Source organism: Homoserinimonas aerilata, from assembly GCF_006716125.1.
Taxonomy (GTDB): Bacteria; Actinomycetota; Actinomycetes; order Actinomycetales; family Microbacteriaceae; genus Homoserinimonas; species Homoserinimonas aerilata.
Genome location: NZ_VFOM01000001.1, coordinates 602,927 through 624,815, shown reverse-complemented (window position 1 = coordinate 624,815; position 21,889 = coordinate 602,927). Strand labels below are relative to the sequence as shown.

23 protein-coding genes and 1 tRNA gene are annotated in these 21,889 nt (G+C 66.3%); 12 read left to right on the top strand and 12 right to left on the bottom strand.

What is annotated here, in order from left to right; all coding sequences use genetic code 11:
- Nucleotides 1-151: 151 nt before the first annotated feature.
- Nucleotides 152-2,293: a heavy metal translocating P-type ATPase gene (locus FB562_RS02960; protein WP_141879777.1), complete on the bottom strand. Its 2,142-nt coding sequence runs from the start codon at nt 2,291-2,293 to the stop codon at nt 152-154.
- On the bottom strand, nt 2,290-2,577 hold the full coding sequence (locus tag FB562_RS02955; RefSeq protein ID WP_141879776.1) for a metal-sensitive transcriptional regulator: 288 nt from the start codon (nt 2,575-2,577) through the stop codon (nt 2,290-2,292). The genes FB562_RS02960 and FB562_RS02955 overlap by 4 nt, the downstream gene beginning before the upstream one ends.
- A 59-nt stretch (nt 2,578-2,636) precedes the next feature.
- On the opposite strand from FB562_RS02955, the gene FB562_RS02950 reads away from it, so the two are divergent.
- Nucleotides 2,637-3,272, top strand: a complete 636-nt coding sequence (locus FB562_RS02950) for an MBL fold metallo-hydrolase (protein ID WP_141879775.1) — start codon at nt 2,637-2,639, stop codon at nt 3,270-3,272.
- Nucleotides 3,273-3,275: 3 nt separating this feature from the next.
- Here the strand turns inward: FB562_RS02950 and FB562_RS02945 are convergent, their stop codons facing one another.
- The 3 genes from FB562_RS02945 to FB562_RS02940 form a co-directional block, all read right to left on the bottom strand.
- Nucleotides 3,276-4,517 carry an MFS transporter gene (locus FB562_RS02945; RefSeq protein WP_246081317.1) on the bottom strand — a complete coding sequence of 414 codons (1,242 nt, stop codon included), beginning with the start codon at nt 4,515-4,517 and terminating at the stop codon, nt 3,276-3,278.
- 63 nt (nt 4,518-4,580) lie between these two features.
- A complete protein-coding gene (locus tag FB562_RS13595) occupies nt 4,581-4,754 on the bottom strand; it encodes a hypothetical protein (protein WP_185740438.1) in 174 nt (57 codons plus the stop codon).
- A gap of 63 nt (nt 4,755-4,817) precedes the next feature.
- The gene (locus tag FB562_RS02940; RefSeq protein ID WP_141879774.1) at nt 4,818-5,303 is read right to left on the bottom strand and encodes a MarR family winged helix-turn-helix transcriptional regulator; all 486 of its coding nucleotides are present in this window, start codon (nt 5,301-5,303) and stop codon (nt 4,818-4,820) included.
- 89 nt (nt 5,304-5,392) lie between these two features.
- On the opposite strand from FB562_RS02940, the gene FB562_RS02935 reads away from it, so the two are divergent.
- From FB562_RS02935 to FB562_RS02895, 9 genes are all read left to right on the top strand, one after another.
- Entirely contained in the window at nt 5,393-6,325 is a 933-nt protein-coding gene (locus tag FB562_RS02935; RefSeq protein ID WP_141879773.1) for an SDR family oxidoreductase, read from the top strand.
- A gap of 12 nt (nt 6,326-6,337) precedes the next feature.
- Complete coding sequence (locus FB562_RS02930; protein WP_141879772.1) at nt 6,338-7,219, top strand: amidohydrolase family protein; 882 nt, start codon at nt 6,338-6,340, stop codon at nt 7,217-7,219.
- A 4-nt stretch (nt 7,220-7,223) separates the two neighbouring features.
- Nucleotides 7,224-8,414: an acyl-CoA dehydrogenase family protein gene (locus FB562_RS02925; protein WP_141879771.1), complete on the top strand. Its 1,191-nt coding sequence runs from the start codon at nt 7,224-7,226 to the stop codon at nt 8,412-8,414.
- Between the two features lie 18 nt (nt 8,415-8,432).
- The gene (locus tag FB562_RS02920) at nt 8,433-8,885 is read left to right on the top strand and encodes a MaoC family dehydratase (protein WP_141879770.1); all 453 of its coding nucleotides are present in this window, start codon (nt 8,433-8,435) and stop codon (nt 8,883-8,885) included.
- A 77-nt stretch (nt 8,886-8,962) separates the two neighbouring features.
- Nucleotides 8,963-9,952 (top strand): ABC transporter substrate-binding protein, encoded by a 990-nt coding sequence (locus FB562_RS02915; protein WP_141879769.1) that lies wholly within the window; start codon nt 8,963-8,965, stop codon nt 9,950-9,952.
- Between the two features lie 72 nt (nt 9,953-10,024).
- Nucleotides 10,025-11,578, top strand: a complete 1,554-nt coding sequence (menE, locus tag FB562_RS02910; protein WP_141879768.1) for an o-succinylbenzoate--CoA ligase — start codon at nt 10,025-10,027, stop codon at nt 11,576-11,578.
- Nucleotides 11,575-12,426 carry an ABC transporter permease gene (locus FB562_RS02905; RefSeq protein WP_141879767.1) on the top strand — a complete coding sequence of 284 codons (852 nt, stop codon included), beginning with the start codon at nt 11,575-11,577 and terminating at the stop codon, nt 12,424-12,426. The genes menE and FB562_RS02905 overlap by 4 nt, the downstream gene beginning before the upstream one ends.
- Nucleotides 12,423-13,199: an ABC transporter permease gene (locus FB562_RS02900; RefSeq protein WP_185740437.1), complete on the top strand. Its 777-nt coding sequence runs from the start codon at nt 12,423-12,425 to the stop codon at nt 13,197-13,199. The genes FB562_RS02905 and FB562_RS02900 overlap by 4 nt, the downstream gene beginning before the upstream one ends.
- On the top strand, nt 13,189-14,064 hold the full coding sequence (locus FB562_RS02895; protein ID WP_141879765.1) for an ABC transporter ATP-binding protein: 876 nt from the start codon (nt 13,189-13,191) through the stop codon (nt 14,062-14,064). Before FB562_RS02900 ends, FB562_RS02895 begins: the two co-directional genes overlap by 11 nt.
- Before the next feature lie 349 nt (nt 14,065-14,413).
- Here the strand turns inward: FB562_RS02895 and FB562_RS02885 are convergent, their stop codons facing one another.
- From FB562_RS02885 to FB562_RS02855, 7 genes are all read right to left on the bottom strand, one after another.
- A complete protein-coding gene (locus FB562_RS02885) occupies nt 14,414-14,920 on the bottom strand; it encodes a type IV toxin-antitoxin system AbiEi family antitoxin domain-containing protein (protein WP_246081316.1) in 507 nt (168 codons plus the stop codon).
- 332 nt (nt 14,921-15,252) lie between these two features.
- A tRNA-Gln gene (locus FB562_RS02880) sits at nt 15,253-15,324 on the bottom strand.
- Between the two features lie 85 nt (nt 15,325-15,409).
- Nucleotides 15,410-16,408, bottom strand: a complete 999-nt coding sequence (locus FB562_RS02875) for an NAD(P)/FAD-dependent oxidoreductase (protein WP_141879762.1) — start codon at nt 16,406-16,408, stop codon at nt 15,410-15,412.
- Nucleotides 16,405-17,880 carry a glutamate--tRNA ligase gene (gene gltX, locus FB562_RS02870; RefSeq protein WP_141879761.1) on the bottom strand — a complete coding sequence of 492 codons (1,476 nt, stop codon included), beginning with the start codon at nt 17,878-17,880 and terminating at the stop codon, nt 16,405-16,407. The genes FB562_RS02875 and gltX overlap by 4 nt, the downstream gene beginning before the upstream one ends.
- A 50-nt stretch (nt 17,881-17,930) precedes the next feature.
- Nucleotides 17,931-18,701, bottom strand: coding sequence for a fumarylacetoacetate hydrolase family protein (locus FB562_RS02865; RefSeq protein WP_141879760.1), 771 nt, complete (start codon nt 18,699-18,701; stop codon nt 17,931-17,933).
- A gap of 128 nt (nt 18,702-18,829) precedes the next feature.
- Entirely contained in the window at nt 18,830-19,939 is a 1,110-nt protein-coding gene (locus FB562_RS02860) for a branched-chain amino acid aminotransferase (protein ID WP_141879759.1), read from the bottom strand.
- A 22-nt stretch (nt 19,940-19,961) separates the two neighbouring features.
- Complete coding sequence (locus FB562_RS02855) at nt 19,962-21,023, bottom strand: 3-isopropylmalate dehydrogenase (protein WP_141879758.1); 1,062 nt, start codon at nt 21,021-21,023, stop codon at nt 19,962-19,964.
- 177 nt (nt 21,024-21,200) lie between these two features.
- Here FB562_RS02855 and FB562_RS02850 point away from each other — a divergent pair, with 177 nt between their 5' ends.
- Both FB562_RS02850 and FB562_RS02845 read left to right on the top strand, forming a co-directional pair.
- Nucleotides 21,201-21,461, top strand: a complete 261-nt coding sequence (locus FB562_RS02850; protein ID WP_141879757.1) for a DUF6458 family protein — start codon at nt 21,201-21,203, stop codon at nt 21,459-21,461.
- A gap of 57 nt (nt 21,462-21,518) precedes the next feature.
- Nucleotides 21,519-21,881: a hypothetical protein gene (locus FB562_RS02845; protein ID WP_141879756.1), complete on the top strand. Its 363-nt coding sequence runs from the start codon at nt 21,519-21,521 to the stop codon at nt 21,879-21,881.
- Nucleotides 21,882-21,889 lie beyond the last annotated feature (8 nt).

The window sequence follows — 21,889 nt, the reverse complement described above, 5'->3', positions numbered from 1 at the left end:
GCCCGAGCGCCCGCCGAAAACGAAGGACGAACGGATGCGATCTGCCGCATCCGGCGCATTCGGGGCACGGATGCGCAGAATCTCCTTCGTTTTCAGCGAGCCGTTTCGCGAGCCGTTTCGGGCTCGGCTGCGGCAGAGCCCAACCGGGGGGTCAGCGGGGCTCGAAGCGCAGCAGCCGCAGCAGCTGCGCGTTGAGCGCGACCACGATCGTCGACACCGCCATGAGCGCGGCACCCACCGCGGGCGGCATGACGAAGCCGACCCCATACAGCACGCCCGCCGCCAGCGGGATGCCCACGATGTTGTAGCCGGCCGCCCACCACAGGTTCTGCAGCTCCTTGCGATATGTCGCCTGCGAGAGCCGGATGATGTCATCCACGCCGCGCGGATCGCTCGAGGCCAACACGATACCGGCCGACTCGATGGCGACATCCGTGCCCGCGCCGATCGCGATGCCCACATCGGCGCTCGCCAGGGCGGGGGCGTCGTTCACGCCGTCGCCGACCATCGCCACCCGGCTGCCGTCCGCCTGGAGGCGTGCCACAGCATCCGCCTTCTGACCCGGAAGCACCTCGGCGAAGACCTCGTCGATGCCGAGCTGCTTCGCCACCCAGTGCGCGACCTCATGCGAGTCGCCCGTGAGCATGGCGACGCGAACGCCGCGACGCCGCAGCGCCGAGACGGCCTGCGCCGACTCGGGACGCACCACATCGGCGAGCGCCACCAGCCCCAGCACCTGCTCGCCGTCGATGACGAAGACGATGCCCTTGCCCTCCGCCGCGTGGTCACGGGCGGCATGCACCAGCTCGACCTCGAGATTCAGCCCGCGCTCCGTGACGGTGCGCCTGCTGGCGACCGTCACCTCGCGCCCGCCGATCCGTGCGGTCACCCCACGCCCGGAGAGGGCCTCGAAGTCGCTCGCCCGCTCGACCGTCAGCCCGCGCTGCTCCGCCTCGGCGACGATGGCCCGGCCGATCGGATGCTCCGCACGAGCCTCCACGGATGCCGCGACCGCGAGCACCTCGTCAGCGTCGTGGCCTCCCGACGGCACAACCGCTACGACGCCCTGGCGGCCCTCCGTGAGGGTTCCCGTCTTGTCGAACAGCACGACGTCGATGCGCCGCGCATCCTCCAACGCCTGCCGGCGGCGGAACAGCAGCCCGCGGCGGGCGCCCAACGCCGTCGAGATCTGCGCGACCAGCGGGATGGCGAGGCCGAGCGCGTGCGGGCACGCGATGACGAGCACCGTGACGACGCGTTCGAGCACGAAGGTGGGGTCATCAGGTTTGATGAACCACCACACCGCGAGGGTGATCAGCGCCGCCGCCACCGACACGTAGAAGAGCAGCGCGGCCGCCCGGTCGGCGAGTAGCTGTGCGCCAGACCTGCCCTGCTGCGCCTCCGCGACGAGCTTCATGATGCCGGCGATCGCCGTCTCACCGCCCGTCTTCGTCACGCGCACCGTCAGCGCCCCCGCAGCCGAGTTGATGCTGCCCGCGATGACCTGATCGCCGGGGCTCTTCGCCACCGACGTCGACTCCCCCGTGAGCAGCGCCTCGTTGACCTCCGATTCGCCCTCCGTGACCTCACCGTCGACAGGAACGGATGCGCCCGGCCGCACCAGCACGAGGTCGCCGAGCTTCAGATGGTCGACAGGATGCGTCATGGTGCTGTCACCATGGACGACCTCGGCCTCATCTGGCAGCAGCTTCGCCAACTCGCCCAGAGCATCCTGCGCACCGCCCACCGCGGCCATCTCGATCCAGTGGCCCAGCAGCATGATCGTGATGAGGGTCGCCAGCTCCCACCAGAAGTCCATGCCGGGCAGGCCCAGCGTGACGGCGAGGCTGTACAGCAGCGACACGATGATCGCGAGCGAGATGAGGGTCATCATGCCCGGCTGCTTCGCCCGCAGCTCCTGCAGGCCGCCCTTCAAAAACACCATGCCGCCGTAGAAGAACAGCGCGATGCCGAAGGCGGCGGGAATGAACTCGCTGCCCGCGAAACGCGGCCCGTCGAGCCCCAGGATCTCCTGCAACCCGTGCGAGAACACGAGCGTCGGGATCGTCAACACGAGGCTCAGCCAGAACTTGCGCTTGAACATGTCAGGGTCGTGGTGGGAGTGGTCGTGGCCTTCGTGACCGGCGTGGCCTTCGTGACCGGCGTGGCCTTCGTGACCGGCGTGGCCTTCGTGACCGGTGTGCTCGGCGTGCTCGTGCTCGCCGTGACCCTCGTGACCGTGCGGCTGCTCGGGCGCAGCAGGCTCGTGGCCGTGGTGCTCGTGGCCGCTCATGCGCGATCCGCCCTGTTCTTGGTCAGCTCGTACACCTTGAGCAGTTCTTCGATGGCCTGCTCGCGCTGCTCTCCGCCCGCTTCGTACATGTGGGTGACGTGGGTGCGCAGGTGATTTTCGACGAGCAGCTTGTTGAGCGAGCCAAGTGATTTCTGGATCGACAGCGACTGCGTGATGATGTCCATGCAGTAGTCCTCGTTGTCGATCATCTTCTCGAGGCCGCGCAGTTGTCCTTCGAGGATGCGTGCGCGGTGCAGTGCCCGTTTCTTGATGTCTGCGATCATGCCTCGATAGTACCCCCCGGGGGTACTCAAGCCAAGTGTCGTGGTTCTAGTCTTGACGCATGCTGATCACCAAGCACGAACACGCCTGCCTCGTCATCGAGAAGAACGGCGAGCACCTCGTCATCGATCCGGGCAACTTCACGACCCCCCTCGGCGGTCTCTCCTCTGTTGTCGGCGTCGTGATCACCCATGAGCATCCGGATCATTGGACGCCCGAGCATCTCGCCCGCCTACTCGACCTGAGCCCGGATGCGCGCATCTATGGCCCCGCGGGCGTCGTCGCGGCGGCATCCGACTTCGAGGTGACCGAGGTGTCGGAGGGTGACCGCGTGGCTGCGGGCGGCTTCACGCTCGAGTTCTTCGGCAGCACGCATGCCGTCATCCACTCCTCCATCCCCGTGATCGACAACGTCGGCGTTCTGGTCGACGAGACCCTCTACTACCCGGGCGACTCCTTCACGGTGCCGACCGTGCCCGTCAACACGCTCGCGGTTCCGGCCGGGGCGCCGTGGTTGAAGCTCAGCGAGGCCATGGATTTCGTGACCGCCATCGCACCGCAGCACGCGTTCCCCACGCACCAGATGGTGCTGTCCAAGATCGGCCAGGGCATGGTGAATGGGCGGCTCGGCGCAATGACGCAGGCCGGCGGCGGCGAGTTCCACGCGCTCGAACCGGGCGACACCCTCGAGGTCTGAAGCTCAGGAGCGGATGCTGCGGCGCTGCAGGCCGAAGCTGACCGTCGCGATGGCGAGGCCCACGATGGCGAGCAGCAGCCCTGCCCACGCGGGCGAGAGGTAGCCGAAACCGGCCGCGATGGTCGCGCCGCCGATGAACGCTCCCAGGCTGTTGCCGATGTTCAGGGCCGAGTGGTTCAGCGCCGCCGCAAGCGACTTGGCCTCCCCCGCGATATCCATGAGTCGCGACTGCACGGTCGGCGAGATCGCCGAGGATGACAGCCCGACGAGCGCGGAGAACAGAACCAGGCCGACGACCGTGTGGGCGGTCAGAGCGAAGCCCAGCAGCGACAGGATCAGCACGGCGAAGCCCGAATAGAGGGTGAGCCGCACGTCGACATCCGTCAGCCAGCCGCCGAGCAGGTTGCCGATGGTCATGCCGATTCCGATACCTGCGAGAACCCACGGCACGACGCCCTCGCCGAGCCCGGCGACATGCGTGACGGCGGGCGCGATGTAGGAGTAGACGGCGAAGAAGCCGCCGAATCCGATTGCCGCGAGCGCGATCGTCAGCCACAGCTGCGGCCGACGGAACGCCGTCAGCTCACGCCGGAACGAACCCGTGTGGTCGCCCGGCTGCAACGGAACGGTCGCCGCCACCGCGGCAAAGGTCGCCGCGAAGATGAGGGCCACCACGACGTACGCCGCACGCCACCCGGCCACCTGCCCCAGCCAGGTGATCGACGGCACGCCCACGACGTTCGCGATCGTGAGCCCGCTCAGCACGAGCGCGACACCCTTGCCGCGGTTGCCCGGGCCCATGATGTCGGCCGCCACGATCGAGGCGATGCCGAAGTAGGCGCCGTGCGGCAGAGCGGCAACGAAGCGGGCGACGAGCACGAGCCCGAAGCTCGGCAGCAGGGCGGATGCGATGGTTCCGACGGTGAAGGCGGCCAGCAGCCACAGCAGCAGTCGCTTGCGGGGCAGATGCGTCGTGGCCGCCGCGATGGTCGGCGCGCCCACGACGACGCCGAGCGCGTAGGCGCTGATCAGCCAGCCGGCCTGCGCGATGCCCTCCTCCGGCGATGCCGTGTAGAGCCCCGGCAGCAGCTCTGCCGCGAGATTCGGCAGCAGACCCATTGCGACGAATTCGGTCGCGCCGATGCCGAAACCGCCGAGGGCGAGCGACAGCAGCGCCAGACGGCGACGAGAGGGGGAGAGCTCAGACACGTACGGCCGTTCATGATCGAGGGCGAGGATGCTCACCGTCGAGCAGCAGGAGGAAGACCCCTCAAGCCTAGATCCCTGAGGGTGCTCGCGCTGCCGCGATCAGGCGCCCGTGCCCTTCGGCTCGTCACCGTCGTGCTCACTGACCTCCGGAGGCCCGGCAGGGTCGAAGGCGCCGCCCTCGTTCACCCAGTCGGCGAGATCCTCCGCCTCCTGAGGCGTGACCGGCTTGCGTCGCCTGAACATGCCCTTGACGGCATCCGTGAACCTGCCCATAGCCGCACCATAGCCCGCTTCAGCGCAGAACTCGACCCGCAGACAAGTGCCCGTGCGCCGCCGTCACCGAGAACGAGCCGCGGGCACAGCGGCGACGAGCTCCTCAGCGCCCTCGTCACCGAACGTCATCTGCAGAAGGAGGCGAAGGCGGATGCGATCTGCTTCTTCGATTCGACCGTAAGCGAAGCGTTCGGCCCCGGTCGTGGCTTCGCGCGCCTGCTCGAACAGGGCGCGGCCGCTGGGCGTGGCCACCACGATCTTGACCCGGCGGTCCGACGAGTCGGGCTGCCGCTCCACGAGCCCTTTCTCCTCCAGGGCATCGACCAGGGCAACGACCTGACTCGGATCAAGCTCGAGCAGGGAGGCGAGCTCCCGCTGCGAAGCGGGAATCGTCGAGGCCGCAATCGCCAGCACGGAGTACGAACGCACCTTCAGATCGAGTGGCGCCAGGGCCCGGTTCGCTGCGGCGTTTGCTCGGGCGCTTGCACGCGCAAGCAGGAACCCGATGTCGGTGTGGAGCTCGGTGGCGCGCAGTCGGTCGCTGGTCATAACGTGATGCTATCAATAGATAGCTATTTCAATAGTTGACATTTTCAATGAACGAGTGTTCTATGTCGACTAACAGAAGGAGCTATCCCATGTCTCTCGACGGCAAAGTAGCCATCGTCACAGGTTCGGGCCGCGGTCTCGGGCTCGCCTACGCTCAGGAGCTCGCCAGACTCGGCGCCTCCGTCGTGATCAACGATGTGGATGCCACCATCGCCGACGAAGCGGTCGCTTCGATTCGCGCAGCAGGCGGCACAGCGATATCGGTCGTCGCCCCGGTCGGGCCGACCGAGACCGCCCGTGAACTCGTGAAAGCCGCGGTCGACACCTTCGGCCGCCTCGACATCCTGGTCACCAACGCCGGCGTTCTGCGCGACACCGTGCTCTGGAAGATGAGCGACGACGACTTCGACACGGTCATAGGCGTTCACCTTCGCGGCACCTTCACCTGCGTGCGGGAGGCGGCGACGCACATGCGCGAGACCGGCACCGCGGGGCGCATCATCTGCATCGGTTCACCCACCGGCCAGCGTGGCAACTTCGGCCAGACCAACTATGCCGCCGCGAAGGCCGGCATCGTCGGAATGGTGCGCACCTGGGCCCTAGAACTCAAGAAGGCCGCGATCACCGTCAACGCCGTCGTGCCCGTGGCAGCGACGGCGATGACCGCCACCGTGCCGTACTTCGCGGCCGCGGTCGAGGCCGACAATGCCGGCGAGCCCATGCCCTCCTTCTTCCGTCACGATCTCGGCTTCGGAACATCCGCCGATGTCGCCGGCATGGTCGCCTACCTCGCCTCCGATGCCGCAGCGGATGTCTCCGGCCAGGTCATCGGGGTCGGCGGCGACCGACTCCAGATCTGGTCGCATCCCGAAGCGGTCGTCTCCGAATATCACGAGGGCGGTTGGTCGTACGAGGCGCTTGGCGCCGACTTCGCCGAGATCATCGCCGGCAATCGGCAGTCGATCGGCGAGAAGTTCCCTCCGCTGCCCGAAGACCTCCAGCGCCCGGCACCCACTGCCTGAGCTCACGACGCCATGACCCGCTACGAAGCAGCACTCGATGTCGCATCGCTCACCGCGATCGACATGCACGTTCACATTGAGGTGAGCCACGACGGGCACGCCTCGCTGCCCGACGATCTGGGTGAGGCCGCGTCGCGCTACTTCAGCACCGACGGGCCGCGGCCCGATCTTGATTCCGTGGCTGCCCACTACCGCGAGCGGCGGATGGCTGCGGTCGTCTTCACGGTCGACGCCGAGACGAATCTGGGGCACCCGCCCCTCTCCAGTGCGGAGATCGCCGAGGGTGCGGCGCGCAACAACGATGTGCTCATCCCGTTCGGCTCGGTGGACCCGCATCGGCCCACCGCGGTCGACGACATTTGGCGTCTCGTCGAGGAGAGCGGCGTGCGGGGCTTCAAGTTCCACCCGACCGTTCAGGGCTTCGACCCGAGTGAGGAGCGGTGGCATCCGCTCTATGAGGCCATTCAGGATGCGGGGGTGCCGGCCCTGTTCCACACGGGGCAGACGGGCATCGGCGCCGGCCTTCCCGGGGGTCGTGGTCTTCGACTCGCCCTCTCGAACCCGATGCTGCTCGACCCCGTGGCGGCGCTCTTTCCTGAGCTGCAGATCATCATGGCCCACCCCTCCGTGCCGTGGCAGGACGAGGCTCTCTCCGTCGCCACCCACAAGCACAACACCTGGATTGACCTCTCGGGCTGGAGCCCGAAGTACTTTCCGACTGAGCTCGTGCGCTACGCCAACACGATTCTGAAGGATCGCGTGCTGTTCGGCTCCGACTTCCCCATGCTGACGCCCGATCGGTGGCTCGACGACGCGGCCATGACCGCGCTGAAGCCCGAGCGCATGCCTGCGATCCTCAAGGGCAATGCCATCCGACTGCTCGGGTTGGAGTGACGTGATGCCTGCCATCGACAGCACCTCACTCATCGGCATCGACCCGTTCGGGTTCGCGGAGACCCATCTGAGCGAAGCCGCAATGAAGGCCCTCCGTGCCCTCACCGTGACGCTCGAGCGAGACATCCGCCCGCTGATGACGGATGCCTGGGAGACCGCGACAATGCCCGATGCGGTACTCGAGGCGCTTGTGCCGCTGCAGCTCATGTCACCGGAGGGTGTGTCCGAGGTCGAGGCCGCATCGAGCATGTTCTCCGGCTTCCGCAACTACCTACTGGCCCGCACCGACGTCTCCGTCGCGACGCTCTACAACGGGCAGTCCGGGCTCTTCCGCACCGCGGTGCGGCTCGGCGGCTCATCGGAGCAGGCGGCGCGACTCGACCCTCTTGTGCGGGACTTCTCGCTCAGCGGCGTGTTCGCTCTCACCGAGCCAGAGCACGGCTCCGACATCGCCCGCGGGCTCGCGACGACCGCTCGGCGCGACGGCGACCAATGGGTGATCGACGGCGCGAAGCACTGGATCGGCGGGGCCGCGAGCGCCGATGTGCTCGCCGTCTTCGCGCGCGATGTCGACGACGCCAATGTGAAGGCGTTCCTCGTGCCGCGCGACGCATCCGGCGTCTCCCTCACGACGATGACGGGCAAGATCTCGCTGCGCCCCATGCAGAATGCGAGCATCACGCTCGACGGGGTGCGCGTTCACGAGAACGACAGGCTGCAGGGAGTCGACAGCTGGCGCGACGTGACGCGGTTGCTCCGCGCCATGCGCTCAGACGTCGCGTGGATCGCCACGGGTCTTCAGGCCGGCGCGCTCGAGGCGACGCTGCGATATGTGCGCCAGCGTGAGCAGTTCGGCCGACCGATCGCCGGATTCCAACTCGTCCAGGAGAAGCTGGCCCGGATGCTCGGAAACGTCACGGCGTCGCTCGGCATGGTCGTGCAGCTCTCCGCCCGCCAAGATGCTGGCGACATCCGCGACGAGAACTCCTCGCTCGCCAAGATGCACACGGCCCGCATGGCGCGGGAGACCGCCGCACTCGGGCGGGAGCTGCTCGGCGGCAACGGAATCCTCCTCGACAACGACGTCGCACGCTTCTTCGCGGATGCCGAAGCCGTCTACTCCTACGAGGGCACCCACGAAGTCAACTCCCTCATCGTCGGTCGCGCGTTGACCGGCACATCCGCTTTCGTCTGAACAAAGGAAAAGGCCCCTATGAGCACAACCGTCAGCTACGACGCCATCGCCGACCTTGCCGGCACCGACCTCGGCTACACCGAGTGGCTCGAGATCACGCAGGACCGCATCAACCTGTTCGCCGACGCGACGGATGACCACCAGTGGATCCATGTCGACCCCGAGCGTGCCGCCGACGGCCCCTTCGGAGATGCCATCGCGCACGGATTCCTCAGCCTCTCGCTCGCCGTGAAGTTCTGGTCGGAGCTGCTCGAAACCGAGGGCGTGACCACCAAGGTGAACTACGGCCTCGACAAGGTGCGCTTCGTCTCACCCGTGAAGGTGGGAGCGCGCGTTCGCATGAACGCTGTCATCGTCGAGGTCACCGAGGTGAAGGGCGGCTACCAGCTCCACGTCGACCAGACCATCGAGATCGAGGGCGCCCCGAAGCCGGCGGTGGTCGCCCGCGGACTCTACCGTTTCTACGCCTGACCCAGTTCTACCCGCATTACCCGCACCCTGCATCACCCGCCTCGGCGGTCCATTCAAATAACAAAGGAGTCATTTCCATGGAACGTATCGCTAAATTCAGTTCACTTGCAGCGCTGGCGGCGATCACGCTCGCGCTCACCGGCTGCGCGAGCGGCTCCCCCAGCGGTGAGACCGCCACACCCGGCGCAGACTCGGGTGACCTCATCCCGATCACCGTCGGGCTGCTGCCCATCGCGCCTGCCGCGATGGTGCAGTACGGAATCGACCAGGGCATCTTCGAAGAGCACGGACTCGACGTCACCACCCAGATCGCACAGGGCGGTGCAGCCATGCTGCCGGCGGTCTCGACGGGCCAGCTCGACTTCGGAGTCGGCAACCCGCTCTCCGTTCTCGTCGCGGCCGGCCAGGGCGTCGACGTGCGCGTTGCGAGCGGTTACTCGTTCTCGCTCGCAGACGGCGTCGACATCAACGCGGTCGTCACGCGAGCCGGCGACGGCATCGATTCGTGGGCCGATCTGGAGGGCAAGCGCGTGTCGGTGAACGCCGTCAACACGCAGGGTGACCTCACGATCAAGGACGCCATCGACGGCGACGGCGGAGACTCCAGCACGGTCGAGTTCATCGAGATCGCGTTCCCGGATGCTCTCGCCCAGCTCGACAGCAACAACGTCGACGCCGTGTGGATCCCCGAGCCCTTCCTCTCGCGCGCGGTCGCCGCACCCGAGACGTACTCGGTTCTCGGCTACCCGAACCAGGTCGCCATCCCCGGCCTGCCGACAATGGTCACGTTCACCTCTGGCGCGATCGCGGACGAGCAGGTCGAGACGGTACAGAAGTGGCGCGAGGCCATCGATGCCGTCATCGCCGCCGCAGAAGCAGACAAGGACGGCTTCGCTGCGACCATCGCCGAGTTCACCGGCATGCCGCTGGAGGCCGCGCAGTCCCTGCGACTGGAGCGATTCTCTGCAGATCTCGACCCGAAGCTCCTCTCGGATCTGACGGAGATGGCATCCGAGTATGGCTTCATGGACAACGCGCCTGACCTGAAGACCGTTCTCATCCCGTAAGACCGCGGAGGGAGCATCCCGCGGGATGCTCCCTCCCGCCCCGCCTTCCCCCTGACTGCAATGAGGCATCACATGAAGAACTCTGGACTCGGCACCTGGATCTCCAGGCGTCGCGCAAAGTCCCGTGGCGACATCGCGATCATCTCCTCTGGCGGAACCCTTCGCTACGAAGAGTTCTCGGAGCGAATCGCGCGGCTGTCGACAATGCTGCAGAGCCGAGGCGTCACCGCGGGCGACCGCGTCGTGTTCCTCGGCGACAACCATCCAGACTTTCTGACCACCTTCTTCGCGTGCGGAGCCATCGGCGCGATCTTCGTGCCCCTCAACACCCGCCTCGCGCCGCGCGAGCTCGAGTACATGATCGAAGACTCCGGCGCCACCACCCTGATCACCCATCACGCCATGCGCGATCTCGCACGCGCCGCAGCCTGGTCAAGCGGCATCACCCGACGCTTCGTCATCGAGGGCCCGGCCGAACCGCCCACCGTCGAATCCTTTGAGGATGCCCTCGCCGCGGCATCCGCAGAGCAGCCAGAGGTCGAGGTGTCGCTCGATGACCCGGCGATGATCCTCTACACCTCCGGCACCACCGGCCGGCCCAAGGGTGCCGTGCTCACGCACGGAAACCTCACCTGGAACTCGATCAACGCCCTCGTCGACTACGACGTGACCTCAGAGGAGGTCGCGCTGCTGATCGCCCCGATGTTCCATGTCGCGTCGCTGAGCATGGGGGCCCTGCCGACGCTGCTCAAGGGCGGAACAGTCGTGCTGCACCAGAAATTCGACGCCGGCGCTGTGCTCGAAGCGATCGAGACGCACGGCATCACCAGCCTCTCCGGGGTGCCCACCACCTTCCAGATGATCGCCGAACATCCGGCGTGGGCGACAACCGACCTCTCCTCCGTGCGCAAGCTCACCTGCGGCGGATCGAGCGTGCCGCTCCGGGTCATCGAGGCGTACGAGAAGCGCGGTCTGAGCTTCTCATCCGGCTACGGTATGACCGAGACGGCCCCTGGCGCCACCGCGCTGCCGTACCGCAAATCGCGGGAGCATGTCGGCTCATCCGGCATCGCCCACTTCTTCACCGATGTGCGCGTTGTCGGCCCGGACGGCCGCGAGCTGCCCGCCGGCGAGGCAGGCGAGATTCAGATCAGCGGCCCGAACGTCATCACCGAATACTGGAATCGACCAGATGCGATCCGCGAGGCGGTCGACGGCGAATGGTTCCGCTCCGGCGACATCGGCACGCTCGACGAAGACGGGTATCTGGTGGTCAGCGACCGCCTCAAGGACATGGTCATCTCCGGCGGGGAGAACATCTACCCCGCAGAGATCGAACAGTTGATCATGGAGATCGCAGACATCACGTCCGCCGCCGTCATCGGCGTGCCCGACGAGCGATGGGGTGAGGTGCCCATCGCGATCGTCGCCCAGAACAGTGGCGCACACCTCGCCGCCGACGACATCCTGAGCCACCTGAACGGCCGCCTGGCCAAGTACAAGATTCCGCGCGCCGTGATCTTCGTCGACGAGCTGCCGCGCACCGCCACCGGAAAAGTGCGCAAAGCAGAACTGCGAGAGCGCTTCAGCGCCTTACCGGAACCCCACGGAGAGGTGACATCATGAGCACTCCCCCCGCACCCATCGACACGATCACCAGAAGTGTCGCTGTGGCAGAGGCGCGCCAACGCCGGAGGCCGTTCCGCCCCCGCCGCATGCTGCTCGGCCTCGCCGGCGTGCTGACCTTCCTGCTGATCTGGGAGATCGCATCCCGAACAGGCCTCGTCGGCCCCACCTACCTGCCGCCCGCCTCAGTGTCGGTGCTGACGATGTTCACGAACGCGGGCCTCTCAGGCTTCTGGGTGGCCGTCGGGCAGACCATCACATCGTGGGGGCTCGGCATGCTGCTCGCCCTGGCCCTCTCCGTGCCGCTCGGAGTGTTCATCGGGTTGTCGCCGCTGCTGCAGAAGGCGACCCGGTCGACTGTGGAGTTCCTCCGGCCGATCCCCTCCGTCGGCCTCATCCCTCTGGCCGTCCTGCTCTTCGCAGTACCGCTTCAGCAGAGCCTGCTCATTGTCACCTACGGGGCGTTCTGGCAGGTGTTCATCCAGGTTCTCTACGGTGTCGCCGATGTGGACTCCGTCGCGATGAGCACCGCCCGCAGCTTCGGATTCACCCGATGGCAGCGGATTCGGGATGTCGTGTTCCCGACGATGCTCCCGTATCTGCTCACGGGCATCCGCCTCGCCGCCTCTGTCGCGCTCATCCTCGCGATCACCGCAGAACTTGTCATCGGCACACCCGGGCTCGGAAACCAGATTGCGTTGGCGAAGGAAGCAGGCCTCTACGCCTCCACCTATGCCCTCGTGCTCGCCACCGGGCTGCTGGGCATGATCATCAACGTCGGCGTGCGCGCACTCGAACACCGCCTCCTCGGATGGCACCAGTCAGTGCGTGGGGAGGTTGCAGCATGAGAAAGATACTCACCGCGATCGGCTTCGCGCTCGCGCTGCCCGTGATCCTCATCCTGATCTGGTGGCTCATAAGTCTGGGCACGACAAGCATCTTCATGCCGAAGCCTGACCAGCTCCTCCGGGAGTTCTTCGAGACCTGGGTCGGTGACCGCTTCTTCACCGATGTGCTGCCCAGTCTGGCGCGATTCGCGATAGGCACCGGCGTTGCCATCGTGTTCGGAATCCTCATCGGCCTGCTCGTCGGGCTCAGCCGCAACCTTCGCGACTACACGGAGCCCATCTTCGAGTTCTTCCGCGCCATCCCGCCGCCCGTGCTGATCCCCGTGTTCGGTCTCCTGATCGGCGTCAGCGACCAGATGAAGGTCGTCGTCATCGCGGCCGGAGCGATCTGGCCGGTGCTGCTCAACACGATCGAGGGCGTGCGGGGCGTCGACTCCGTGCAGAGCGAGACGTCACGGTCGTACGGGATTCACGGAATCGCGCGCGTGCGCTTCCAGGTTATGCCGGCCGCAGCTCCCAGCATCCTCGCCGGCGTTCGGCAGGCCCTCCCGATCGGCATCATCCTCATGGTGATCAGTGAGATGTTCTTCTCCTCGTCAGGGTTGGGCTTCTCGATCATCCAGTTCCAGCGACGCTTCGCGATCCCCGAGATGTGGTCGGGAATCCTGATGCTGGGGCTGATCGGGTACGCCGTCTCGATGATCTTCAAGGTCGTCGAACGTCGTCTCCTCCACTGGTACTACGGACTGAAGGACATCGAAAATGCAGCATGAGAGCACGCCCGACACCTCCCCCATCCCTCGCGGGCGCAGCCTCCCGCCCGAGCAGACGCTGCTGTCTGTTCGCGGGCTCCAAAAGATCTACAGGACGGATGCGGGTGACATCGAGGCGGTCCGCAACCTGACATTCGACCTCGGCAAGAACGAGCTCACCTGCCTCGTGGGGCCATCCGGCTCAGGAAAGACGACACTGCTCAAGTGCATCGCCGGGCTGCTCGAACCGACCAGCGGAACCGTGATGCTGGACGGCAAGGCGGTCACCGGGCCGCCGAAGAAGATGGCCGTCGTGTTCCAGGAGTACGGTCGCTCGCTCTACCCGTGGCTTCGCGTGGACGCGAACGTCGAGCTTCCCCTTCGAAACGCGGGGGTGCCGAAGGCGGAACGCAGACAACTCGTGGCGGAAGCACTCGAGAGCGTGGGGCTGTCGCATGTGCCGAAGTCGTACCCCTGGCAGCTCTCCGGCGGCATGCAGCAGCGCGTCGCGATCGCGCGCGCCATCGCCTACAAGCCCGAGATCCTCCTCATGGATGAGCCGTTCGCGGCAGTCGACGCGCAGACCCGTGCGGACCTCGAAGACCTGGTGCGCTCGATCCGCAAGCAGCTGGGTGTGACCGTGCTGTTCGTGACCCACGACATCGACGAGTCGGTGTACCTGGCCGAACGCGTGATCATCCTGTCGTCGTCACCGACCGTCGTGCAGGAGGATCTCGTCATCGACCTCCCGGAGCAGCGCGATCAGCTCGAGACGCGCGCCCTGCCGCGGTTCACCGAGCTGCGGCACCACGTCTACGAGCAGATCCAGCTCGCCAAGAAGGGCTTCCGCCCAGACGCGGCACAAGCCCAGGCCCCGGTGCGGTAGCCGCCCGCTGGACGTGCCGCTGCGCCGGACCTGCGTGCGCGCCCGTTCGGGGCATCCGCTACCGCTCGAGCGGGTGCGGACACCCCAAATGGGCGCGCACACCGCTCGAACTCCTCGCCACGAGCGCGGGTCGAGACATCAAGGTCGGAGGTGGCCCGGGTTCCGCGTTCACCCAGCCGCAGCTTGACACCCATCCCGCCCTTGATCGCGACGGCGTCGGGGAGCATCTGTGAAACGACGAGCGTGCACAGCATCACCCGCGCACGGGCGACCGGGATGCCCAGCGCTCCCGCGACCTGCGCGAGGCGATCATTGAGCTGCGGAACATTCAGCGGTGGCATCACACCGGTCACTCCGGGATCTCCTTCAGCACGACAGCATCATGGTCACCGATCAGGTCCCGCCGCATTGCCTCTTCGACCAGAACCTCCCACCGTTCACGGGGCATCCGCTGCTTCATGTCTCGCAGTGCGCGCAGGATCGTCGTCGCCGGGATGCCCTCGTACCGCGTGATATCGCTGTCGGGAACGTCAAACCTGTTCTCCAGGGCCACCCATTCCGGGAGAGCGCGCCGCACCCGCCGACGGGTGCCCACCCGCACCTTCTTCGGGTTGAAATGCCCCACCCCGAGCAGGTCAAACACCGCCTCGCGATGCAGGAACGCGCCCTCACCCGCGAGCGCCACAGCCACCGTCGGCTCCGTCAAAGCCGTTGTCGGTACGTCGCGATGCGTGTAGACGCCCTGCCCATACGCGCGGAGAGCCCCGCGTGCGGCGAGCTTTCGCACCTCCACGGCCGGGGTGCCCACGTCTTCGGCATCGGAGACGGTCACCACGCCGTTGCGGGACGCTGCCACCTCCCATAAATCGTGTCGGTACCCCACAACACCACCTCCTTACTGCCAATACCGTACCACTATTGGTACAGTATTGGCAGAGTGGTGACATGCCCCGCACCAACTGGCGTGCGCGAAAACGCGAAGACAACATGCCTGAATCGACCCGCCGGGCTTACCTAAGTACATCAATAACCCGAAATAGCGAGACCGTTATTCCGAGTTAATTGTTCCGAGTTACGCGCCATCGGCGTGAGATCCCCAAGTTTTTAGCGCCGCACCTGGAGGCGCAGGGCACCGCAACCGCCGGGCCTGCGAAACAAGAAAACCCCCGGATCTCCGGGGGCTTATCGCTGGGGTACCTGGACTCGAACCAAGAACAAAAGAATCAGAATCTTCCGTGTTGCCAATTACACCATACCCCAATGGTTCCGACCGTGATCGGCACCGAGAAACCACTTTACCCTACGCGCCGACGTGGGTCGAACCGGCGCGAGGTGGGCGGGGGCGTCAGCGGCCGTGGGCCGTGGGCACTCCGATGAGGTCGCGGTTGATGGTCGCTGCAACGCGGCCACCCGCGCCCGCCGCGACGATGAGCTGCTGCGGCCCCGGTGACGTGATGTCGCCCGCCGCATAGACGCCCGCGTGGTTGGTGCGGCCGTCGCGGTCGACCGTGAGCAGACCCCAGCCATCCGTGTCGAGACCGAGCGTCGACGCGAACTCCAGCTGCGCGTGCCAGCGCGGCCGCACGAAACCACCCGACACGGGCACGACCTCGCCGTCCTCCAGCCGCACACCGCTGACGCCCTCCCGGGTACCCTCCACATCGGCGATGGGGCGTCGCTCGATGGCGACCCCGCGCTCGACCAACAGCTGCTCCTGGCCGGGAGTCACAGCATCCGACCCATTCGTGAACACCGTCAGGTGGTCACTCCACTGCGCGATCAGCATCGCCCGCCACGCCACATCGGATGTCTCGCCGATGAGCGCGATCGGCCGGTCGCTGTACTCGTAGCCGTCGCACGCGACACAACTGAACAGGCCCATGCCGTAGAACGAACGGATGCTCGGAAACGCCGGCAGCTCCTCCCGCAGGCCCGTCGCCAGCAGCACGGTGCTCGTGGTGACGGTGCGGTCGGGCTGCCCGTTCACGCCCTTCGCGGAGACCTCGAAGAGCCCCGTCGAACCGATCGTGTGCGTCTCGCTCAGATGCACATGCTCGCCCGGCTCCGCCAGCGAGGTGATCGACAGCACCTTCGCCAGCTGGTGCTCCGCCTCCGGGTAGGCGAGATACTCCTCGCGCCCCAGCCTGCGCAGCTCGTGCGGCGGCGTGTTGTCGCGCGTGAGGAAGCCGTGCGAGATGAGCGTCGCCGAATGCCGCGGACGGTTGCTGTCGAGCACCAGAACGCGACGGCGCGCCCGCACCAGATTGAGGGCCGCACTCAGCCCCGCAGGGCCCGCGCCCACCACGACGACGTCGTACTCGGGCGACGCCCCCTCTGCAGTCATAGGCGTTCGGCGAGCCTCTGCAGGCGCGCCAGGGTGCTCGTCTTGCCGAGCAGCTCCATCGACTCGAACAGGGGCGGGCTGATGCGCCGACCGGAGACGGCCGTGCGCAGCGCACCGAAGGCGTTGCGCGGCTTCAGGCCGAGCCCGTCGATGAGAGCCTCGCGCAGTGCCGCCTCGATGGCCTCATGGGTCCAGGCGTCGAGGCCGGCCAGAGCATCCGTCGCCGCCGCAAGCACGGCAGCGCCCTCCTCGCCGGGCATCGCGTTCGCGTCGAACTCGATCGCGTCATTCGCCGTGAACAGGAACGCCAGCAGGCCGCGCGCCTCACCCAGCAGCTGCATGCGCTCCTGCACGAGGGGCGCAGCCTTCGCCAGCAGCACACGGTGCTCGCCGCTGACGACAATGTCGTCGAGGTACGGCAGCAGGCGCTCCGCAAAGTCATTCACCTCGAGCAGGCGGATGTGATCGCCGTTGATCGACTCCGCCTTCTTCTGATCGAAGCGGGCCGGGTTCGGGTTCACATCCGACACCTCGAACGCGGCAACCATCTCATCGATCGAGAACACATCCCGGTCGGCGCTCAGCGACCAGCCGAGCAGCGCCAGATAGTTGATGAGCCCCTCGGGGATGAAACCGCGGTCGCGGTGGTGGAACAGATTCGCCTCGGGGTCGCGCTTGGAGAGCTTCTTGTTGCCCTCCCCCATCACATACGGCAGATGACCGAACTGCGGAATCGCATCCGCAACACCCACCTCGATGAGTGCCGTGTACAGGGCGATCTGGCGCGGCGTGCTGCTCAGCAGGTCCTCACCGCGCAGCACATGCGTGATGCCCATCAGCGCATCATCGACCGGGTTCACGAAGGTGTACAGCGGGATGCCGTTCGGCCGCACCACCACAAAGTCGGTGAAGCTGCCGGCCGGGAACGTGATCTCGCCGCGCACCAGATCGGTGAAGCTGAGATCGGTGTCGGGCACGCGCAGGCGCAGCGCCGGCTGGCGGCCCTCCACCTTGTAGGCCGCGCGCTGCTCCTCGGTGAGGTCACGCTCGAAGTTGTCGTAGCCCTGCTTCGGGTCGCGACCGTTGGCCACATTGCGCGCCTCGATCTCCTCACCCGTCGCAAACGACTCATACAGGTGACCGGATGCCGTCAGCTTCTCGATCACGCCCTGATAGATCTCGCTACGCTGCGACTGGCGGTACGGCCCGTGCGGCCCGCCCACGTCGATGCCCTCATCCCAGTCGATCTTCAGCCACCGCAGCGCCTCGAGCAGTTGCAGGTAGCTCTCCTCGCTGTCGCGCGCAGCATCCGTGTCTTCGATCCTGAAGATCAGTTTGCCGCCCGTGTGCCGCGCATAAGCCCAGTTGAACAGGGCAGTGCGGATCAGCCCGACATGGGGCGTGCCGGTCGGCGACGGGCAGAAGCGGACGCGCACATCGGCGCCGGAAGCAGAAGAGAATGAGGCAGACATTGCTTAGATTCTAGGCCGGATGCCTGCTCCCGCGGCGCAGGGGCGAACGGTCAGACGCGGTTGCGGGCCGGGTTGCTGAGCGTGCCGATGCCCTCGATGGTGATGTCGACCGTCTGGCCGTCCACGAAACCGCCCAGGCCAGCCGGCGTGCCCGTGAGGATGATGTCGCCGGGCAGCAGAGTCCAGACGTCCGAGATGTACTCGATCAGCTCAGGCACCTTGTGCAGCATGTCGCGGGTGTTGCCGTGCCGGCGCGGCTCTCCGTCGACGAAAGTCTGGATCGACAGCTCCGAAACGTCGAGCTCAGTCTCGATCACCGGGCCGATCGGGCAGAACGTGTCGTAGCCCTTCGCGCGCGCCCACTGGCCATCGGCGAACATCTGATCGCGGGCCGAAATGTCGTTCGCGATCGTGTAGCCGAAGATGTAATCGGAGGCGTCCTCCGCCTTCACGCGCTTCGCGATGCGGCCGATCACGATCGCCAACTCGCCCTCATGAACGATGCGCCCCTCCACCGGAGGAATCTGGATCATCTCGTTCGGCCCGATGACAGCCGTGTTCGGCTTCAAGAAGATCAGCGGATTCGTCGGCGCAGCGATCTCCATCTCCGCTTTGTGCTCGGCGTAGTTGAGACCCACGCAGACCACCTTCGAGCGCGGGATGACCGGCGCGAGCAGGCGGGCATCCGCAAGCGGCACACGCTCCCCCGTCGTGTCGAACCCGCTGAACATCGGATCACCCGTCAGCACAACGAGCTCGTCGTCGTCGACGATTCCGAAACGGGGGTCACCACCGGCAGTAGAGAAACGCGCAACCTTCACGGGTTCGAGTCTAGTGCTGCGGCCCGAGCGGGCTCCGCTCCGTCACCCATTCAATGGGCAATGGGTGGTATTGGCGGTGGTCTCGAGACTGTCGCACCAGAGCGCGACACCTCGACCAGCAGATCGAGCTACGCGTCGAGGCGGGTCAGCCAGCCGTGGCGGTCCTCGGAGCGACCGTACTGGATGTCGGTGAGCTCCTTGCGCAGCGACATCGTCAACTCGCCGGCCACAGCATCCGCCGACCCGATCTCGAAGTCCTTCGCCTTCACCAGGCCGATGGGCGTGATCACGGCAGCGGTTCCGCAGGCGAAGACCTCGGCGAGTTCGCCCGACGCCTGAGCCTCACGCCACTCGTCGATGCTCACATGGCGGCGCTCGACCCGGTGCCCGCGGTCCTCCGCGAGCTGCAGCACGCTGTCACGCGTCACACCCTCCAGGATGCTGTCGGATTCTGGGGTGACGAGCGTTCCGTCCTTGTAGACGAGCACGACGTTCATGCCGCCGAGCTCCTCGATGTACTTGCCCTCAGACGAGTCAAGGAACAGAACCTGGTCGCATCCGTTCTCGTAGGCCTCCGCCTGGGCGAGCAGCGATGCGGCGTAGTTGCCGCCCGTCTTCGCCGCACCCGTACCGCCGCGACCCGCACGCGTGTACTCGCTCGACAGCCAGATGCTGATCGGCGACACCCCGCCCGTGAAGTAGGCGCCAGCGGGGCTCGCGATGACATAGAAGGCGACCTTGTTCGCGGGGCGCACGCCCAGGAAGGCCTCCTTCGCGAACATGAACGGCCGGATGTACAGGCAGGTCTCATCGGCGTCGGGCACCCAGTCGGCGTCGACGGCCACGAGCTGCTTCAGCGACTCGATGAAGTACTCGGTGGGTAGCTCGGGCAGGGCCAGCCGGCGCGCGGAACGCTGCATGCGGGCAGCGTTCGCCTCGGGGCGGAACGTCCAGATCGAACCGTCCGCGTGACGGTAGGCCTTCATGCCCTCGAAGATCTCCTGGCCGTAGTGCAACACTGCGGCAGCCGGGTCGAGCTCGATGGGGCCGTACGGCTGCACGCGCGGGCGGTGCCATCCGCCCTTCTCCGACCAGCACAGGTCGACCATGTGGTCGGTGAAGAACTTGCCGAAACCGGGGTTCGCCAGAATCTCCTCGCGCTCCTGCGCGCTGCGGGCCGCATCGTTCCTGGTGACGGCGAAGCTGAGCTCTGTGGGGGCGAGGAGGTTGTTGATCATGGCGAGTCCTTACTGGTGTTGTCTAATTCTGCGCGCGAGACAGCGACGCCGCAATCGCATCGCCGACCTCTGAGGTGGACCTCTTCGCATCGCCGCGGGAGGCGAGGTCGGCCTCAACGGCCGAACGCACGCGGGCCGCGGCATCCGCAAGCTGCAGGTGGTCGAGCAGGAGAGCAGCGGAGAGGATCGCTGCGGTCGGGTCGGCGAGTTGCCGACCAGCGATGTCGGGGGCGGAACCGTGAACCGGCTCGAACATGCTGGGGAAGGTGCCATCCGGGTTGATGTTTGCGGAGGCTGCCAGCCCGATTCCGCCGCTGATCGCGGCCGCCAGGTCGGTGATGATGTCACCGAAGAGGTTGTCCGTGACGATTGTATCGAAGCGCGACGGATTCACGACCATGTGGATGGTGGCGGCGTCGATGTGCTGGTAATCGACCGCAACATCCGGGTATTCGCCACTGACGGCATCCACCGTGCGCTGCCACAGGCCGCCGGCGTGCACGAGCACATTCGTCTTGTGCACGAGCGTGAGCTTCTTCGCAGGGCGCGAATTCGCCGTCTCGAAGCCGAAACGCACAAGTCGCTCCACACCGAACGCCGTGTTGACGCTCACCTCGTTGGCCACCTCATTGACGGTGCCGCGCCGGATGCTGCCGCCGTTGCCGACATACGGCCCCTCTGTGCCCTCCCGCACGACAACGAAGTCGACGTCACCGGGGTTCGCCAGAGGCGAGGCAACCGAGGGGAACAGCTGGGTGGGCCGCAGGTTCACGTAATGGTCGAAGGCGAAACGCAGCTTCAGCAGCAGCCCGCGCTCGATGATGCCACCGGCGAGGCGCGGGTCACGCGGGTCACCGCCGACCGCCCCCAGCAGGATCGCATCGTGCCCAGCGAGCGCCGTCAGGTCGTCGTCACCGAGGATCTCGCCCGTCTCCAGAAAGTGCCCGGCACCGAACGGGAAGGGCGTCGTCTCGAGCTCGACATCACCCGGAAGCACCGCTTTCAGCACCTTCACAGCCTCGGCCGTGACCTCCGGGCCGATGCCATCGCCTGCGATGACTGCGAGCTTGATTCTTCGGGGCATTCGCGCACTCCTGTTGTCTGCCGTGCGGGTGGATGAACCCAGCGTACCGGGTGACGGATGCTCCGAAACTGCTGCCCCGAAAGGGTCACTTTGCTAGCCTGAGAGCGAAATACCGGCATCCGGATCGCCCGGTTCGCCGGCCAGTGGCCTCGCCACTCGACCGAAAGGCAGCACAGAATGGGTATCGGAACAGGAATCTTTCTCTTCGTCGTCGGCGCCATTGTCACGTTCGCGCTGAACTTCGAGGTCGAGTGGGCCAATCTGGACCTCATCGGCTACATCCTCATGGGTGCCGGCTTCATCGTCTTCGTCATCTCCCTCATCCTCGTGATGCGCAAGCGCTCGTCGGTGGAGACAGTGCGCCGGGTCGACGGAGCGGGCGAGCAGGTCGTGGAGCGGGAGACGCGCAGCGACTCGGGCACCACAGAGCTTCACTGACCGCAGGGTCTGACCGACAGCAGGGTTGCTGACTTCTACGTCAGGTAGACTCTCCACATGGAGATCCTGCGCGACGTACTCGTCATCCTTCACTTCATCGGCCTCGCCTCACTGTTGGGCGGCTTCCTCACCCAGATGAAGTCCTTCAAGACGAAGTCGGCGGTGATCAACCCGGCGATCCTGCACGGTGCGCTCACCCAGCTCGTCACCGGCCTGCTCCTCACCGGGCTCGCCGAGATGGGCGACGGCGACGTCAACCACATGAAGATCGGCATCAAGCTCCTCGTTGTGGTTGTCATCTACGTGCTCGCGCTCGTGAACCGCAAGAAGAAGCCGGTCTCCAACGCCGTGCTCGGCATCATCGGGCTTCTCACGATCGTCAACATCGTTGTCGCCGTCGTCGTGCCCGGCATGGTCTAGACCGGCAC

Excerpts from the sequence above, each read along its gene's own strand:
- FB562_RS02960 (WP_141879777.1), bottom strand. The coding sequence starts at position 2,293 with ATGAGCGGCCACGAGCACCACGGCCACGAGCCTGCTGCGCCCGAGCAG.
- FB562_RS02955 (WP_141879776.1), bottom strand. The coding sequence starts at position 2,577 with ATGATCGCAGACATCAAGAAACGGGCACTGCACCGCGCACGCATCCTC.
- FB562_RS02950 (WP_141879775.1), top strand. The coding sequence starts at position 2,637 with ATGCTGATCACCAAGCACGAACACGCCTGCCTCGTCATCGAGAAGAAC.
- FB562_RS13595 (WP_185740438.1), bottom strand. The coding sequence starts at position 4,754 with ATGGGCAGGTTCACGGATGCCGTCAAGGGCATGTTCAGGCGACGCAAG.
- FB562_RS02940 (WP_141879774.1), bottom strand. The coding sequence starts at position 5,303 with ATGACCAGCGACCGACTGCGCGCCACCGAGCTCCACACCGACATCGGG.
- FB562_RS02935 (WP_141879773.1), top strand. The coding sequence starts at position 5,393 with ATGTCTCTCGACGGCAAAGTAGCCATCGTCACAGGTTCGGGCCGCGGT.
- FB562_RS02930 (WP_141879772.1), top strand. The coding sequence starts at position 6,338 with ATGACCCGCTACGAAGCAGCACTCGATGTCGCATCGCTCACCGCGATC.
- FB562_RS02925 (WP_141879771.1), top strand. The coding sequence starts at position 7,224 with ATGCCTGCCATCGACAGCACCTCACTCATCGGCATCGACCCGTTCGGG.
- FB562_RS02920 (WP_141879770.1), top strand. The coding sequence starts at position 8,433 with ATGAGCACAACCGTCAGCTACGACGCCATCGCCGACCTTGCCGGCACC.
- FB562_RS02915 (WP_141879769.1), top strand. The coding sequence starts at position 8,963 with ATGGAACGTATCGCTAAATTCAGTTCACTTGCAGCGCTGGCGGCGATC.
- menE (WP_141879768.1), top strand. The coding sequence starts at position 10,025 with ATGAAGAACTCTGGACTCGGCACCTGGATCTCCAGGCGTCGCGCAAAG.
- FB562_RS02905 (WP_141879767.1), top strand. The coding sequence starts at position 11,575 with ATGAGCACTCCCCCCGCACCCATCGACACGATCACCAGAAGTGTCGCT.
- FB562_RS02900 (WP_185740437.1), top strand. The coding sequence starts at position 12,423 with ATGAGAAAGATACTCACCGCGATCGGCTTCGCGCTCGCGCTGCCCGTG.
- FB562_RS02895 (WP_141879765.1), top strand. The coding sequence starts at position 13,189 with ATGCAGCATGAGAGCACGCCCGACACCTCCCCCATCCCTCGCGGGCGC.
- FB562_RS02875 (WP_141879762.1), bottom strand. The coding sequence starts at position 16,408 with ATGACTGCAGAGGGGGCGTCGCCCGAGTACGACGTCGTCGTGGTGGGC.
- gltX (WP_141879761.1), bottom strand. The coding sequence starts at position 17,880 with ATGTCTGCCTCATTCTCTTCTGCTTCCGGCGCCGATGTGCGCGTCCGC.
- FB562_RS02860 (WP_141879759.1), bottom strand. The coding sequence starts at position 19,939 with ATGATCAACAACCTCCTCGCCCCCACAGAGCTCAGCTTCGCCGTCACC.
- FB562_RS02855 (WP_141879758.1), bottom strand. The coding sequence starts at position 21,023 with ATGCCCCGAAGAATCAAGCTCGCAGTCATCGCAGGCGATGGCATCGGC.
- FB562_RS02850 (WP_141879757.1), top strand. The coding sequence starts at position 21,201 with ATGGGTATCGGAACAGGAATCTTTCTCTTCGTCGTCGGCGCCATTGTC.
- FB562_RS02845 (WP_141879756.1), top strand. The coding sequence starts at position 21,519 with ATGGAGATCCTGCGCGACGTACTCGTCATCCTTCACTTCATCGGCCTC.